Source organism: Candidatus Babeliales bacterium, assembly GCA_040879965.1.
Classification (GTDB): Bacteria; Babelota; Babeliae; order Babelales; family JACPOV01; genus JBBDJI01.
Window position 1 is genome coordinate 46,285 of sequence record JBBDJI010000012.1, and the last position, 16,696, is coordinate 62,980.

The following is a 16,696-nucleotide window of genomic DNA, read 5'->3' on the forward strand; positions in this document are numbered from 1 at the left end:
CATTATTAAAATCTTTTTAACAAATAATCTAAAGCTACCGATAATGAAAAAACCTTAGAATTTTTATTTTCTAAATATAAACAAATCTATTATGCCCATTGAGTACCTGCTTCAGATGTTAAGCAATAGAAAAGTAAAAAGCTTTCTGGCAATAATATTTACGATTTGCCTGAAGATACAAGAGCAAATTTAACAAGCAAAGATTTATTGGATGTTTCTAAAAGAATCTTTATGCTTTAATTTGTACTCAGTAAAGTAATGAAGTTAAAAATTTTATTGTAGGTTAAAATGTTGAAAATTTTAAAACCAAAAATATTCCATCTGCATCTTTTAGTGCAATTTTTTTTATTGTTTTCTTATATTATGAGCAACCAATCAAATCATCACTTTGCTTGGAATGGTGAAAATTATGACAAGGTTTCATCATTCCAATATAAAGCCGGTGTAGAAGCGATAGAATCGTTCAATTTGTGCGGCGATGAGAAAATTTTAGATATCGGATGTGGCAATGGAAAAACTGCTGCTTTATGTGCTAGAAAATTAACATCCGGTTCATTAACAGCAATCGACGCATCTTCTAGCATGATAAATTTTGCACTCGAGCATTATGGAAATACCTCAAATTTAACTTTTTTGCTGCAAGATGTTGTTACTATGTCCTTTGATCAGGAATTCGACTTAGTATATTCGCTATTTTGTTTACACTGGGTTAAAGATCAAGAAATTGCTATGAAAAATATTGCAAAAAGCCTTAAGCCTGGTGGCAAAGCAGTTTTGTATATTTCACTGCCAAACAAATTTAATAAAACTTTTAAAGACGAATTTAATAAAATAATAAACTCTACTCTTTGGAGCCCTTATAAAGACCTTTTGCATTATAATCATTTTCCAATTCCAAAAAAAACATGGTTTAAATATGCAAAGAATAATAATTTTGAAGTAAAGTTCAAAACTATCCAAGATAGCAATTTCTATGAGAACTACGATAAATTCAAGCAAAGATATATAGCTTATGGTTTAGGAGCAGAAATACTCCAGGTTATGGGGCACGAAATTGGCAATCAGTTTGTCGATTGCTATCTTGAAAATGTTTATAAAACCTTGGGTTTAACTAAGGAGCAATCTATCGTATGGAAAATGGATATATTAATTCTCATACTATCGACACAACATTAAACCAACAGATAACAATGTAAAGCCCTAAAATGATAACTTTTCTTAGAACCTATTCAAAAAGCTGAGCAACGCGGTAATATTATCCCAGTTATTACGGTCATTTATTATTGACCCCGATAGATGGAGAATCGAAGCAATTTCATCATTTAATAAGCAAAAGTTAATTTAAAAATCTTTTAATTTAAGTCTTTAAGTTGTTGTTTTGTTTTTTGTTAAAAATAACTGACCTACTAGGCGAAGCTTTTATATGAAGCAGGTACTCCTAATGGGTTCCAAATCCCTGTTTTGAAACATTTGTAGTTTAACATTTTATTGGTTATTGCAATAATTTTGTGATATATAATAATCAAAACTATCTATTAACTTTATTACTTATAATTTATTAATGCATAAAATTAAAGGATCGTCTTATGAAAATTAATCTATTGTTAGCATCACTTTGTATAACGCAAATGCATATTTTTGCTATGGAATCAAAAAAATTAACTATTTCCTATATAGAAAAAAAAATTAATAGTGCTTCTCAAAAGAATAACTACATAAAAGCACGTCAATGGTTTGATCGGTTATCATTACTTGCTGGTGCAGATTGGAAATATTTTAATCTAGATCAGAAAGAAAAATATGGCGATATATATTCAAATCTTTATGATATTATAGAAAAATTAAAATCTTCAAATCGTCAGTCAACTACAAATACAGATGTTTTGGATGTTATTGCTGTTAATATATCAGCAATAAAGAAAGAAGCTTCATGGTTAATAGAGAAGTTAAATCAGAACCAGTGTGATATTGAATGGTCAGAAATGTTGGATAATAAAGTTTCTTTTCCTTCACCTGAAGAGTTAAAAAAGAATCGCATAGAAAATCTAGCCCAAACTGGTCTTATAAAAAAAATGAATAACGATAACTAAGAATCTATCTCAAAATTCAAGAATTTGAAATAACACTTTAAAAAAAGAGATTAATAGTAAAAAAAACTGTAACAACCCTTATTAAATAGTTTAATGGATAATAAGAAATTAAAGAAGATCTTAATCCCCAACTTATGAACCATATAAAATTTCCCCAAGCAAGAGGGGCACATGACCAACTTTTAATAGGCGTCATTTTTTGAGTGTCACTTTTATCCATTGATAGGCAGAAAAATAGTATGAAAAATATAAAAAAATAACCACTTTTTAAACATAAAAATATCCTTATTTTTTGAAGATTACGTGATCAAAATTATTTTTAGTAAAGTTTCTTCCAGTATTTTATCAAGTTTCAAAAGGCAATTTAATCTACCTCAACCTTTGTGAGCGTAACGCCGGGAAATAATTCTTGGAGCTTTTCTTGAGAAAATATAAACATTGATGGTAGAAACAGTTCCATGATAGTCTTTTTGCATTCTGTTTTCGATATTTCTTTAGTTCTCCATTTAATTAATGTTTGGCGTATTTCTTCTTTTAAATTCATTTCAATTTTATCTAGTTCGTGATTTGTACTTCTTACCTCATGATTTGATGGTCTGAAAAAGTTCAACACAGAACGCAAGTCAAAACATGCTGATGAACTAATGGAAAAGCATAACAAGTAAAATACAAATATTTGTTTCACACTATCTCCTCAAAAAAAGAATTCTATTACATGAATACGACTAAAAACCAGTTTACGTAGTAATCTACTTCAATGTACAGAGCAACTGTTTTTATATTTGAAAAAATTATGCTTAAAGCCTATCCGAAAATTAATTAAAATTTAAAAGACCCTTTAAAACCGGCTATACTAGCTGGTTTTAAAGGGCTAATATGAAGCATATGCCAGATTCATTGTAGTGTGAACTAAAAAAATTATTTCCGCAAAAAACAAGTAAAGTTGAACGACCAGAGTTTGATAAAAAGCACAAGAACATTATCCCAAACGAAATAGTAAATATTCGATACCATTTCAAGAAAAGCTCCATTTGCAGCATTTGGAAGGAAAGACCCCCTGATCGATCAAAAATAGTCATAAATAACATGCAATACTTGAAGATCGGAAAGCGGATAGCGCTTTTGTGATGTAAAAAAACTTTACAAGTTTTGTAATAACATCGAAAAATAATTTTAGTTTTCTTTAGTTTGCTTGTTCCTTACGGCTTTTTGATATGATTGCAATTTATGGATAAGCTCTAAATTATTGACTCAACATTATTAATTATTTTAGTATCCTCAATAGTTACTTTTATGAATTATAATAAGGTATTTGGTGGTAAAAATTTTTTTTAAAAATATTTCAAATCATATAGTTATATTATTCTTCTGTATTCTTTTACTTTCTGGATGCCGAAGAAAGGTATACGTAACTAGCAATACTTTTGCTGATGTAAAAACAATACCAAAAGGATTTTCTATTGACAGTTCTTTTTACATTACATCCCTGAATCAAATTAATAAATTATTATCCAATGAGATATCTCAGAAAATTTCGGTAATTCTTACAGATAAAGGATATGTTATTCGCGATGCTAAAGATGCAGATTTCCTTCTAGTATTTAATTTTGCAATAGAAGAATCAAAGCAAATTATTAATATTCCTCAGTATATTCCAGGTCAGACATCAACAACGACAGGAACAGTTAGGAATCCCTATGGGTTTACAGCTGCTCAATATCAGCAACAAACTACATCATCAGGAAACATAATATATATCCCTGTAGAGCGCATGTTCTATTCAAAAGGAATTGTTATTTATGTTTACGATGCGAATGAATATAGAAAAACAAAAAAAGAAGAATTAATATGGCAAGGCTCAGCTGTTACCTGCGATGAAAGTAATGATCTTAGAGAAGCAATAGATTATCTTTTAGTGGCAGCTTCCCAAGATTTTGGACGAAGCACTGGAAGAAATAAGCAAATCCAAATTAATGTTGATAATAAACTTATTGAAAAATTGAGCCAAGGAATATATTCTGCTCTTTCTCAACAGTTTAAAGAGTGTATAATTGCATAATATCTTTCTGTAAAAAATATAAAAATCGCAAAACATCAAAGATCCAAAATGATAAAGTGTTTTGACTTTTTTTAGAAAAAGGAGAAAATGCCATTTTAGTAGCTTATTTAAAGTAGCTTTTAGTGGCATCCCATACAGGACTATTTTATAACTAGTAGGATATAAACTTTTGGCAAGCTACTCTAAACTGCCTGAGATTGTTCTTCTATAAAGTAATTTACATGCATAGATCAGTACAGAAGAACAAAAAGAAATGGGGCATTCGCTTCCCGCTCAAGTAGCTTGTCTTGAAAAATATTGTCAGAGCAAAGGCTTTGTCATAATCAAAAGTTGTAGCTTTGATGAAAGCGCTTATAAAAGCCAACGCGATGAATTCGATACTATTCTTGATTTTGTACTCGAACAAAAAGATAAAATCGCAGTTTGCTTTGATAAAGTAGACCGTCTTACACGCGACAATTTGATAGACGGATAGGAATACTCTATGACAAAGCTTTACGCGATGAACTAGAATTACACTTTGTATCTGATGGATAGGTTGTTACGAGTAAAATTTCCGCTGCACAAAAATTTCAATTCGGTATAACTCTTAACTTAGCCAAATATTATTCTGATGCAATAAGCGATAATGTTAACCGTGCAAATGAACAAAAATGGCGTAAAGGTAAATGGACGAGTAAGGCTCCTTACGGTTACAAAAATATTGTAAGACCTAATGGAAAAAGAGATATAGTAGTAGATGATCATGAAGCTCATATCGTAAAAAAAACATTCGAATGGTACGCAACTGGTATATACTCCATGGAATTATTGCGTGCAAAGCTTAAATCCGAATACGGCGTTCAATGGATTAGGAGCTTTGTAGACAAACTACTCAAGCGTCATTTTCTATTACGGGATTATGGAAATTAAAGGGAAAATGTTTCCCCACTGTTACCCTCCGTTAATCTCAAAAGCCTTATTTGATCAAGTCCAAAAAAGTGAAACTGGTTTTAATAAGAGCAACAAATATAAATATGCAGGACTTCCATTTATGTATAGAGGATTATTGCGTTGTGGAGATTGCGGCTTAGCAATAACACCAGAAAGACACAAAGGCTATTATCACTGTACTCAATACAATGGGAAGCATGGGGCTAAATGGCTGCGAGAAGAAGAAATCACAGAGCAAATTGGAAAAGTATTTCAACAGATACAACTACCTCCTGAAATTTTTCAGGAAATAACCAACACATTGAATAAGGTCCATCAGGACAAAATTGAGTTTCATAATAAACACTTTGATAAACTTACCGCTGAGCAAAAATCTATCACCAAGATGATGGATAACTTGTATTTAGACAAACTGAAGGGAGAAATTAACGATGAAAAATATAACAGATTTCATACTTCCTTGCGTAGCCAGATGGATGATGTTACTACGCGTTTGAGTCGTTTACAAGAAGCTGAAGATAACTACTATATAATTACCAAATATGTCCTGGAATTATCTAAGAAAGCTGATGGCTTATTTAAAAGTTCAGAAGTTGAGAAAAAACGCCAATTAATCAAACTGGTACTTTCGAACTTACGAATTGAAGGCGATAAAGTGCTCTACGACGCACAAAAGCCTTTTGATTTGTTATTGAAAAACGCTGATTGTGTAAGCTGGCGTCCCTAAGGGGATTCGAACCCCTGTTTTCGCCGTGAAAGGGCGATGTCCTAGACCAGGCTAGACGATAGGGACATATAATGTAAAAGAACTTTTGATACCAATTCTTAACTGATTGCCTAAAGCATATCGCACAGAATTGGCTTGCCAGGCGTAATTGCTTATAACAAAAACCTGGTGAGCCGGGTTGGATTCGAACCAACGACCCACAGCTTAAAAGGCTGTTGCTCTACCAACTGAGCTACCGGCTCTTTATCTGAAAAGACGTTAATTATCGTATAAGTTTACGCAATTTTTGTCAAGAAAAAGGCAAAAATTTAAAATAAAATTAATTTACTTATATAGCAGTATATCAATAATCCAAGAATATCCATAATAGTAGCTAAAAATGGCCCGGCTGCATAGGCCGGATCAATATTAATTTTTTTTAATAATAAAGGTATACCACTGCCTAATAATACTGAAACTAAAACAATTATAGCTAGCGATAGGCTTACCGCAAAACTTCCTAATAAATCGCCATAAGTCAGATAGACGCGAATAAATGAAAAAACTCCTAAAATTATTGCCATCAAAATAGCCATAAAAAATTCTCTTCTAAGAAATTTAAAAATATTTCCCGGTGTAATTTGCCCAGAAGCGACGCCTTGAATTACAACTGCTGAAGTCTGGCTACTTGAATTCCCACCTGTACTGATTAACATCGTTATAAAATACATCAAAAAACCAGCAAGGGTAACTTCATACCGCTTTATAATCATAGAAGATAAAGACTGTGCTAAAAGCAAAATAATTAGAATGTAACTGCGTTCATATAAAATTCTAAAAAAAGAAGTTTCAAAATATGGATATTTAATCGGCGTCATAGCTGAAATACGATATACATCCTCACTTGCTTCTTGTTCAATAATATCAACCAATGTATCGCTAGAGATTACCCCTAAAAAATAATTCTGTTCACCGACAACAGGAACCGTCATCAAATTGTAATGAATCATCTTTTTTGCCACTTGCTCACGGTCTTCATCTACCGTAACTATTAATTCATTTTTTCTTAAAAATGATGAAAGTCGAGTTTGTGGAGATTTTAAGACTAAGTCTTCTAGTCTGATCTGCCCAACCAAAATGTTATCTTGATTGGTTACATAAATTTGCTGATGTAAATCACGCCGTGGTTGCAAGCGCTGTAAAATTTGAATACTTTTTTCCACCGTGAAATTCTGCATGAGCGTTAATACATCGGTATCCATGATACCGCCAGCAGATTCGGGATCAAATTTTAATAATGAAAGAACCTTTTGCCGATCTTGCGTACTTAATAAAATAAGATATTTTTTTAATTCTTGATCTGATAAAGGATCAAATAAATCGGTTAACTCATCAATAGGAGTTTTACTTAAAATTGCTGCTTTATCCCGATCATCCAAAAAAGAAAGCACAAAAACTTTCATTGAATCCGAAAGTTCTCCAAATACCGCAAGCTGTAAATCATTCGGAAATTTTTCAAAAAGTTGCTGTATTTCGTCACGATTAATAAAGGAAAAGAAAATCTCAATATCTGCAGGATGCATCTCGAGCAACTGTTGCCACAACTGCTTGCCCGTTGGTGTTTCCTGCTTTATAACATCTTGAATATTTTGCTGAAGTTGCCTAATCAACTCTTTGGTATCATCTATCATACCGCCCCTTTGACTGATATTTCAATTTTGAGCAACTTTTTTAGCATAGCATGTCTCGATTTGTTCTAATAGTCATCATAATTAATTCTTGACCCGTTGTCCATTTGACTTTAAAAAAAATTGCCTTATCATCGATATATAAGGTTTTTTTATAAAAATCTTTTCAATTAATCACAAATTACTCGTTTTAAATAAAAAAGGAAAAATGAGAAATGGCAAGCACTCAACATTCTGAACCAACTCATTATCAATTTATTGTGCCACAAGAGACCGAACCGATACGCCTTGATACATTTATTTCAAAGCAATTACCAAATTATTCACGTACTTTTATTCAAAAACTTATTGAAGATAAACATATTACCATCAATGATAAAACGGCAAAACCAAGTACATTAATAAAATCAGATGATGTTATCAATATTCACATACCGCCGGTAACACCATTCTATGAAACTGAACTTACTGCAGAGACCAAAGAAAAACTCAATGCATTAGGCATAGAAATTGTCTACACACATCCAGACTTTTTTATTATTAATAAACCGGCTGGCGTCATAGTGCATAAGCCTTCAACAAAAAGTAATAAATTAACACTTGTCGATTGGCTCATGTTTCATGCACAAGAACTTGCAAATGTTGGTCATCCTGAACGCCCTGGCATTGTACATCGTCTTGATAAAGATACTTCTGGACTTATGATCGTACCAAGAAATAATTACGCACATAATATTTTTAGTGATATGTTTAAAAATAGACAAATAAAAAAAACATATTTAGCTATCGTACAAGGACATCCCGATCCTAAAGGAATTATTGATTTGCCGATCGGTAGAGATCCAGTTACCCGTAATAAAATGACCGTAAATGGTATCAAAGCACGCCCATCAAAAACAAACTATAAAGTTATAGAATATTTAAAAGATGCTACTTTAGTAGAAGCATATCCAGTTACTGGCCGTACCCATCAAATTCGGGTTCATTTTAATGCAATTGGCCATCCATTAATTGGTGATCAATTATATGGAAAAAAATCAAAACACATAAAAAGGCATGCGTTGCATGCTACGCAATTATCATTTACTTACAATAACAATCTTTTTAATTTTACGAGCGAAATGCCGCAAGATTTACGGAATTTAGTCGATACATTAAAATAATCTTGCTCTACCATATCTTTTTTTACGTTATAATTTTTCTTGATTTTTTTTTTAAAGCACAATACGCTGAACCCAGCTAAGAAGGAATTGTAGTAATGAAGCGTCTCTTTATAAAATTATATTTTCTCTTTAATTTTTATCCTAAATTGCCATTTTATATTCTGGGTTAATAATCACTGGCATTTTAATTTCTTGAAATGGCGTTGTTTGATTCCAGAGTGTTGTAAATTTGTTTTTATATTTTTCAATCACAAATTGAGATTCAGTTATAAAAACATTTTCTTGGTTTCTTGCAAGTCCAGCATAGGTTACATTGGCTGATCCTGTCCAAGTTATTGCTTTATGTTCAAAGTTTTGTCCAAAAATAAAAAACTTATTATGCATTATGGTATAACCAGTATACACATGAACCGGTATACCTTCGGCATGTACAATTTTAACTTTATGGAAACGATCTTCTAAAGCACTTGAATCAACAATAATATAAAGCCGTACGCCTCGCTTATGTGCCTCTATCAGTGCTTGTACCACATCTTTATCATTTAATCGATACTGAGCAGTAAAAATATATTTTTTTTCATTATTAATAAGCCCAAGCAAAATATTTTTTACTTTATCATCAGGAACAAAAAAAACTGATAAAATACGGCCATTGGTGAATATTGATTGTCGAGCAAATTCAATATAATCGATACTAACTAAACGAAAAAAACAAATGGGGAACAACAGAATAGTAAGAAATCGCATTCTTGCCATAATCACTACGCCTTTTAAAATAAAAGCACAAAAAACTATATTAAAACTTCCATCTCATTTCAACTTCACCTCCTAAATCACTGCGCTCATCTTTTATACCACGAATAGTGATATCATCTGATAACAGATATTCTACTTCAAATTTAGTATCTTCAGTTAAACTAAAATTTTTCTGTATTAAAGCACGGAGCCGTTCTGAAACTTCTATTTCAATGCCGCCACGAAATCCACCACGCCCCATTTGATCTACAAAACTCGGTACAATGCGAATATGTTTTAAAGGGCTTAAAATCGCATTAAAGTAACTTTCAACTTTTGATAATGATTGATCTGAGCCAAACATTAACTGTTGTAAATTCTGCATTACCATTGTAGGCATTGCCAATGCAAATGATCCTTCCTCTGAGCCTGCGAGTAATAAAGTTATAATTTGTTCTTCAGTCAATGGCGGCGTAGCTTCAAAGACAATATGCGGATGCTTTAATGAACCAGTTATACGTAAAGTAATATGATATTTTTTGATTTTTCCTTTGGCAATTAATTCAATCGCCGGATCATCAAGCTGATGAGGTAAAAAATAAACATGTGCTCGCGTAATGTATAATGGTTTATAAGGAAAATTTAATATACCTGATGTTAATGAAATAGAGCCTAAAATTTCAGGATTATTAATGCGATTTTTTATAGATAATCCAACATTTACATCAGTTGTTAAAAAAAAAGTCTTAATATGTAATGGATCATGCGTTGTAAGTGCAATATCACACAAAATATTATAACCACTTACTGGGCGAAATAATTTACTTGTAATACTTTGTTGCGCATCTATAGAAAAAATATTTTTTTTGCATTCACTTTTATCTATAGAAATATTTCCCTTACAAGTTAAGCCATTTGCATCATTGGTACATAATAATAAAGCACCAGAAAGTACCGCAAATAATTCTCTTTCTAAATTTAAAAAAACATTTTCAAGTAAAAATGGCGCATGCATAAAAAATTTCTGCAGCTTATCATCCCACAAAATGGTTGCACGATGCATGCGCATAACTCCTTCAGTAAGCTCTGCGCTTCCATCCGATACAATCAACGTTTTTTTATCTAAATTGAATGCAATATTGCCATTGAGTTGATGAATAAAATTATATGTTTGCGGCACTTGGATATGGCCATCTTTCATACTAATGTTACCCATTATTTGATGGTCATTTTCCAAACCTAGGTTTATTTCAACAATCCCTTTTCCACGAATATCCTGATCAAGCCAATAAGCAAGTAATGATCGAATCGCTTGATAATCAATTAACAGTGTTATATTATTTTTTTCTTTAAAATTTGTTGTTACTAAAATATTATTATTTTCATCAGTACAAAAAAACTTTTGCAATATAAAATTGGGTGTTAACAGTGCTTCAATTGCATAATTATATTTATTTAAAGTTCCAGTAAGAGTTAATAATGCATCTTTAAGTGAAATGTTCCCTTTTGTTTCAATATAATCATGCAGTTTCTTATGGGTACATTTTATCTTATAGTTACCAGTCATACTTTCTGAATTTGATAAAATATTAAAGGTAAAATCATATGGTTCAATAACCCAACTACCGGTAGCTTTTGCAGCAATCTGTGAAGAATTATGCAATGAAAGAGAAACTTCTTTATTTGATTGATTATATGTCCAGTCACCCGTATATTGCATTTCATCATTTATCAATCTAATAGTGCCAGTCCAATTCGTACTTTCTTTATGAAAGGTTAATGTTAATGATCCAATGGGCATATTATTATAATATATATCTTGAATCGTAAGAGAACCATTCATAATATTATCATTAGTATGATCAATATGCATATCAAATTGCGCAACACCATTTACAGGACTAGAAATAGGCCATATATTCTGTAAATAATTAAGTGGTATAAGCCCTTTGACTCTTGTCTGATTATTATCAGTATTATGATTAAGTTCACATAAAAATTTATGTGCTTTATTGCGCAACAGCAGCGTAGCGTCACCATGTTTTACATGGGTAGAAATATAACATTTTTGATATCCTTTTGGAAAAATCGGCAAATGCATATTGCCTTCGGCAAAAATCGATAATCCTTTTTTTGGTATTACTGCAGGACGCTTTTCAATATTTGCGTGCAAAGTTAATGCTTGTAATATCGGCATTGATTTAATAGATAAATTACCGTCAGTTATATATAAAGTAGACCTAAACTGATCTGCAATGACCGCTGATTCACTAGAAAAAGCAAGTATTCCCTCTATTGATTTGTTATTTCCAATAATATGCAATAATCCTTTACGAATTATTAAACTTTTTAAAGATACAGGAATATCTTCTGCATCTAAAATAAATTTTTTTAGATGTTCAACAATAGCAAGTGAATTATTATCAATTGTTGATTGAGCACGAACTGAATCTAGAATTATTTCAAGTCCCAAATTGCTCGATAATAAAAAATTAATCCAAGAGCTTTTGAGCGAAAAACTTTCCGCTTGCCACTCCCACGAAGTTTTATCAGGCGCCTTAACTTTTATTTGATTCGCGGTCAAAAGTAATGGAAGAATACTGAGTTCTTTTAAGGTACATTGGCTTTCACAATCAAACATTGAATCAAATAATGTTTGTAATTTTTGCTGGGTAGTTATTTTGAATTGCTCATTATGTTGTAACAAATAGATACTTGCACTAAATCCTAACAAGATAGCTAACAGAGCCATCAATAGAAATCTCATGATAATAAAACCCACGAATCCTTACGATATGCATATGTTCTCAAATATGAAATATGTGCTACTGGACTTGTTAATGCGTACATTAAAGAATTATTCTGATCTTTAAGATACAGCGTTCCCGCGCTCATTGTGCCATCTGGATAGAAATGAACACAATCTTGAGAAAAAGTAACTGGTTTTGAAATTAATTCTTTTGGCGCAGATGGTGGCCCAGCAGATCCAAATAAAAAACCAAAAAATATCCCTGAAGGTAATTTTTCTGAACGATTTAATACGGTATAGTTATTTTGATGAACATCAATTTTAAGCACATGTTCTTGTTGCGTGATAATTGCTCGTTTTTGTAAATAAAAAAAAAGCGCATATATTTTATTCAATTCTGCACGTAAAAAGTAATTGTGCATAAAATGAGAAGTATTCACACATAAAGTATAAAAAAACATCAATATGACTAAAACTAATGCACATTCAATAAGCAAAAAGCCGCGTTGTTGCTGAATCATATTATTTCTTCTTCCTCCACCGCTGCAACACGAGCAACTTCTGCTATAGTTGTAATACCTTCTTTTATTTTACGAATACCATCACTTACCAATAAAGTCATACCATCAGCAACTGCTTGTTTTCGAATAACTGACATATCGGCTTGTTCCATAGTAAGCTTTGCAATATCGTGTGTCATTTCCATAATTTCAAAAATGGCAATACGTCCTTTATAACCGGTATTCATACATTCTTCACAACCTACTGCTTTATAAAAAGTAATCTGTTCCGCTTGCGCAGGACTTATACCGATACTTTCTAACTCTTCAGTAGTTGGTTTATAAACTTGTTTGCATAGCGGACACAAAGTACGAACTAGTCGTTGTGCAACCACACAAATAACCGAAGAAGCTATTAAGAATGGTTCAATGCCCATATCAATTAAACGGGTAATACTTGCTGGCGCATTATTGGTATGAATAGTACTTAAAACAAGATGTCCAGTGAGTGCTGCTTGAATTGCAATTTGAGCCGTTTCTTGATCACGGGTTTCACCAATCATAATAATATCAGGATCTTGACGTAAAATAGATCTTAAAGCTGCTGCGAAAGTTAACCCAATTTTTTCTCGTACTTGAACTTGCCCTACACCTTTCATTTGATATTCAACCGGATCTTCGACAGTAACAATATTTACCTCAGGCGTATTTAATTTATTAAGCACCGAATACAACGTAGATGTTTTACCAGAACCGGTTGGCCCTGAAACAAAAATAATACCATTTGGCCTAGCAATATTACGTTCAATAACTTCATAATCACGCTCACTAAATCCAAGATCTTTTAATTTTTTAAACGTACGTGTTTTATCAAGTAAACGCATTACTATACGTTCACCAAATTGTGTTGGTAAAACTGAAACACGAATATCAATAGCTTTATCAGCAACTTTAATCTCAATACGGCCATCTTGTGGAATCCGTTTTTCGGCAATATTTAAGTTCGCCATAATTTTTATACGTGAAATAAGTGCCGCTTGTGCACGCTTGGGCGGCGTAAAAGCAGGATACATAACCCCATCAATACGATACCGTACGCGCATTTCTTTTTCGAATGGTTCAATATGAATATCAGAAGCGCCTCGTTTAACTGCTTGCACTAAAATATGATTTACTAATTTAATAATTGGCGCTTCAGCGGCCATTGCCAAAATATCTTTTTCCTCGATTTCTGCTAATTCAACCGCTTCAGGAAATCCTTTTTCTTCTTCAAGCTCCTCAATCATCTGCTTGGCACCCTCTAACGGGTAATACCTATTGATCGCATCAATAATTATTTCTTTGGTAGATACTGCGGTATTCGTATCACCGCCAAGCAATAAATTTAATTCATCAATAGGTTGAAATTCATGAGGATTGGCAGTAAGAATAGTAATGCGGTCATCCATCATAACAGGTATGATGATATGCTGACGCAAAAAACGTAACGGTATGCGCGCAAGTAATGCTGGTTCTGCCATTTTTTCAGTAATTTTATTAATAAAAGAAATATCAAGAAACTGGGCAAATGCTTGTCCAATATCTTCGGTAGTTGCATATCCCTTTTCAATGAAACAACGTGATAAATCTTTACCTGTTTTTTCTACCGATTGCACACATTCATCAAACTGCTGTTGCGTTATTTTTTTTTGTTCTAATAAAATTTTACCAATATCATGTTTTGCCATATTAACTCCAAGCACCCCAGGCGGTTCACATAACTTATTTTAACCATATCATAGTTGCTATTCTTTTAATAGCACTCGCCAATTTTATACATTTGCATGCTCAATGCAATTATGGTATCTTACTTAGTATATTTTCAAATTTCATCATGATAATATTCAAAAGCATAAGAGTTCCTTATGATAATCTACAATAGATCCTTTTTGTTTGCGTTACTTGCTTTCTGTTTCATTTCAACTCAAAACACTTTTAGCGATCAATTATCGCCCGTTTTGCTTAAAAATGATGCTTCTGTTCAAGCAATAAAACCAATAGAACAATCGGTTTTTATTAAAAAAACAGCACCGCAAGAAAAAAAATCTGATCAAGAACTAACAGTACAAATTACTAATAAAAGATATCCAAAAAAAGTAGTAATGAAAAAACCGATAAAAAAGCCGCAACCAATTGTGCTTAAAGATCCCGCAAAAGACCGTCTTTTAAAAAAAACTATTCGCGATATGACAATTGATGAATTGATCATTGCTAAAGAGTATGCAAGTTTACATAGTCTTCAAGATCTCGTCTTAAAATATATTGAACGGCTTATTGTGCTTGCTAAAGATCCAGACTTACTTTCTTCATTGCGTCTTGAACTTGCTGATATTTATTTTGAAAAAGCTGAAATGAAAAAAGCAGGAAAATTATACTTAGAATATGTTAAATTTTATCCTGGCAGTAAAAAACGTGATTATGCAGAATATAAAGCAGTATTAACACGATTTTATGCTCGTCTTAAGCCGCCATTAGATCAATCGAAAACAAGAAAAACTATTATATTGGCTAATCATTATCTTGAACGTTCTAACGCAACAATAAAAGAATACACCCAAGAAATAGAAAAAATGCGTATTGAATGCTATCAAGATTTATATGAATATGAAGTAGGCATTTTTTATCAATATCTAAATCGCGAACGATGGATAGCAGCACAAACACGATTGAAAAATATTAAAGAAGAATTATTGCCTGCTATGCATGATATTGAACCACATTTATTAGAACTTGAGGGATTGCTTGCGCAAAAACAAGGAAATGAAACATTGGTTAATGAAATGTTGGCAAAATTGCAAACAAATTTTCCAAAACATACACCAACGGTATTCATTGCTCACAATAAAACAAAAAAATCATATGTTGATCGCTTCTGAAAATTGTAGCTCAAGTGCATCCAAAAAGATTGCTTTAGGAATATACGGTGAAAAACTTATAGCTACTTATTTAAAAAAAAATGGCTATAGTATTTTGAAGCAAAACTACCGTATTCGCGGTGGTGAAGTTGATATTATTGCACAACAAAATAATACGATTATTTTTGTAGAAGTAAAGACACGCAGAAATAGCTATTTCAATCTTTCGCAAGTAATTGTGCCTGCAAAACAGCAAGCTATTATACGTACCGCAGAACACTTTTTATTAATGCATCACATAAAAAATTGTGTTATTCGGTTTGATTTAGCATTAATCGATAATCTTAATAATGTAACCTATATTCCAAATGCATTCACTAAATCGAGTAAAATTTAACCATGGAATGGAATTTTTTTTTACGAGCATTAACTGGATTTATTTTTGCTTTAACCGTATTTTCTACTTTCTTTTTATTACCTTCTTATTGTTTTTCATTATTACTTACCATTTTCTTTTTCTATATATTCCTTTTCGAATGGCCGCAATTAACAAATAATAATCCTTTTCTGTATTGGTTGGGTCTCATATTTTATCTAATAATACCTTTTATATGTCTTATCATATTAAATGAATCAACCGCATATCGTCCCTTGGTGGCATTAACTTTTGTTATCGCTTTTAGTAATGATACGGTAGCCTATTTGGTAGGAAAGCATTGGGGTATCCATAAAATATCTCCTCAGGTTAGCCCAAAAAAGACTTGGGAGGGTTTTTTTGCTGGCTGTAGCGCTTCCATAATAAGTTTTGGCTTATTTCATAAATTAGCTCTTGGCTATTTTGATGTAGTTTTTACTCTTTTTCTTGGTTTTTTATTAGCAGTTACTGCTTTTTTGAGTGATTTGCTTGAATCATACCTTAAGCGTAAAGCCAATATCAAAGACAGCGGGCATATATTACCAGGGCATGGAGGCTTACTTGATAGGCTTGATAGCAGTTTATTTTTGGCCATAATTATATTTATACTCAAAAATTTTTTAATTTAACTTGACGATTCTAAAAAATAATGAAAAAACTTTTCAGCTTGAAAATCTCCAATTGAATATTTTCTTTTTTTGTACTGTTTTTCAGGCAATTTGGAGCCAAATAATAAATAATCTAAAGATACTATTTATCATTCT

Annotated in this window: 15 protein-coding genes and 2 tRNA genes; 9 read left to right on the forward strand and 8 right to left on the reverse strand. The window is 32.0% G+C overall.

From position 1 onward, the window contains the following. Nucleotides 1–288: 288 nt before the first annotated feature. Nucleotides 289–1,176, forward strand: a complete 888-nt coding sequence (locus WDZ41_02630) for a methyltransferase domain-containing protein (protein MEX0940230.1) — start codon at nucleotides 289–291, stop codon at nucleotides 1,174–1,176. 410 nt (nucleotides 1,177–1,586) lie between these two features. After that, entirely contained in the window at nucleotides 1,587–2,090 is a 504-nt protein-coding gene (locus WDZ41_02635; GenBank protein MEX0940231.1) for a hypothetical protein, read from the forward strand. Nucleotides 2,091–2,454: 364 nt separating this feature from the next. On the opposite strand, the gene WDZ41_02640 is transcribed toward WDZ41_02635, so the two are convergent. Next, entirely contained in the window at nucleotides 2,455–2,775 is a 321-nt protein-coding gene (locus WDZ41_02640) for a hypothetical protein (protein MEX0940232.1), read from the reverse strand. A 630-nt stretch (nucleotides 2,776–3,405) separates the two neighbouring features. Here WDZ41_02640 and WDZ41_02645 point away from each other — a divergent pair. The 3 genes from WDZ41_02645 (at nucleotide 3,406) to WDZ41_02655 (ending at nucleotide 5,809) form a co-directional block, all read left to right on the forward strand. After that, nucleotides 3,406–4,149, forward strand: a complete 744-nt coding sequence (locus WDZ41_02645) for a hypothetical protein (GenBank protein MEX0940233.1) — start codon at nucleotides 3,406–3,408, stop codon at nucleotides 4,147–4,149. Nucleotides 4,150–4,378: 229 nt separating this feature from the next. After that, complete coding sequence (locus tag WDZ41_02650; protein ID MEX0940234.1) at nucleotides 4,379–4,624, forward strand: recombinase family protein; 246 nt, start codon at nucleotides 4,379–4,381, stop codon at nucleotides 4,622–4,624. A gap of 426 nt (nucleotides 4,625–5,050) precedes the next feature. Beyond that, complete coding sequence (locus WDZ41_02655; GenBank protein MEX0940235.1) at nucleotides 5,051–5,809, forward strand: zinc ribbon domain-containing protein; 759 nt, start codon at nucleotides 5,051–5,053, stop codon at nucleotides 5,807–5,809. Here the strand turns inward: WDZ41_02655 and WDZ41_02660 are convergent. The 3 genes from WDZ41_02660 to mgtE form a co-directional block, all read right to left on the reverse strand. Further along, nucleotides 5,798–5,875 (reverse strand) — tRNA-Glu (locus WDZ41_02660). The genes WDZ41_02655 and WDZ41_02660 overlap by 12 nt on opposite strands. Before the next feature lie 100 nt (nucleotides 5,876–5,975). Then, a tRNA-Lys gene (locus tag WDZ41_02665) sits at nucleotides 5,976–6,051 on the reverse strand. A gap of 66 nt (nucleotides 6,052–6,117) precedes the next feature. Beyond that, nucleotides 6,118–7,479: a magnesium transporter gene (mgtE, locus tag WDZ41_02670; GenBank protein ID MEX0940236.1), complete on the reverse strand. Its 1,362-nt coding sequence runs from the start codon at nucleotides 7,477–7,479 to the stop codon at nucleotides 6,118–6,120. 212 nt (nucleotides 7,480–7,691) lie between these two features. Here mgtE and WDZ41_02675 point away from each other — a divergent pair, with 212 nt between their 5' ends. Beyond that, nucleotides 7,692–8,639 (forward strand): RluA family pseudouridine synthase, encoded by a 948-nt coding sequence (locus WDZ41_02675; GenBank protein ID MEX0940237.1) that lies wholly within the window; start codon nucleotides 7,692–7,694, stop codon nucleotides 8,637–8,639. Between the two features lie 141 nt (nucleotides 8,640–8,780). Here WDZ41_02675 and WDZ41_02680 read toward each other — a convergent pair whose 3' ends face one another. The 4 genes from WDZ41_02680 to gspE are packed head-to-tail and all read right to left on the reverse strand — an operon-like array spanning nucleotide 8,781 to nucleotide 14,350. Further along, complete coding sequence (locus WDZ41_02680) at nucleotides 8,781–9,395, reverse strand: phospholipase D-like domain-containing protein (GenBank protein ID MEX0940238.1); 615 nt, start codon at nucleotides 9,393–9,395, stop codon at nucleotides 8,781–8,783. Between the two features lie 40 nt (nucleotides 9,396–9,435). Further along, nucleotides 9,436–12,141, reverse strand: a complete 2,706-nt coding sequence (locus WDZ41_02685) for a translocation/assembly module TamB domain-containing protein (protein ID MEX0940239.1) — start codon at nucleotides 12,139–12,141, stop codon at nucleotides 9,436–9,438. Then, nucleotides 12,138–12,644, reverse strand: a complete 507-nt coding sequence (locus tag WDZ41_02690; protein MEX0940240.1) for a hypothetical protein — start codon at nucleotides 12,642–12,644, stop codon at nucleotides 12,138–12,140. The genes WDZ41_02685 and WDZ41_02690 overlap by 4 nt, the downstream gene beginning before the upstream one ends. After that, the gene (gene gspE, locus WDZ41_02695) at nucleotides 12,641–14,350 is read right to left on the reverse strand and encodes a type II secretion system ATPase GspE (GenBank protein MEX0940241.1); all 1,710 of its coding nucleotides are present in this window, start codon (nucleotides 14,348–14,350) and stop codon (nucleotides 12,641–12,643) included. The genes WDZ41_02690 and gspE overlap by 4 nt, the downstream gene beginning before the upstream one ends. A 177-nt stretch (nucleotides 14,351–14,527) precedes the next feature. Here gspE and bamD point away from each other — a divergent pair, with 177 nt between their 5' ends. From bamD to WDZ41_02710, 3 genes are read left to right on the forward strand one after another with little or no spacing between them, the layout of a single operon-like run. Beyond that, entirely contained in the window at nucleotides 14,528–15,538 is a 1,011-nt protein-coding gene (gene bamD / locus WDZ41_02700) for an outer membrane protein assembly factor BamD (GenBank protein MEX0940242.1), read from the forward strand. After that, complete coding sequence (locus WDZ41_02705; protein ID MEX0940243.1) at nucleotides 15,522–15,914, forward strand: YraN family protein; 393 nt, start codon at nucleotides 15,522–15,524, stop codon at nucleotides 15,912–15,914. Before bamD ends, WDZ41_02705 begins: the two co-directional genes overlap by 17 nt. A 2-nt stretch (nucleotides 15,915–15,916) precedes the next feature. Next, nucleotides 15,917–16,561 carry a phosphatidate cytidylyltransferase gene (locus tag WDZ41_02710; protein MEX0940244.1) on the forward strand — a complete coding sequence of 215 codons (645 nt, stop codon included), beginning with the start codon at nucleotides 15,917–15,919 and terminating at the stop codon, nucleotides 16,559–16,561. Nucleotides 16,562–16,696: the final 135 nt, after the last annotated feature.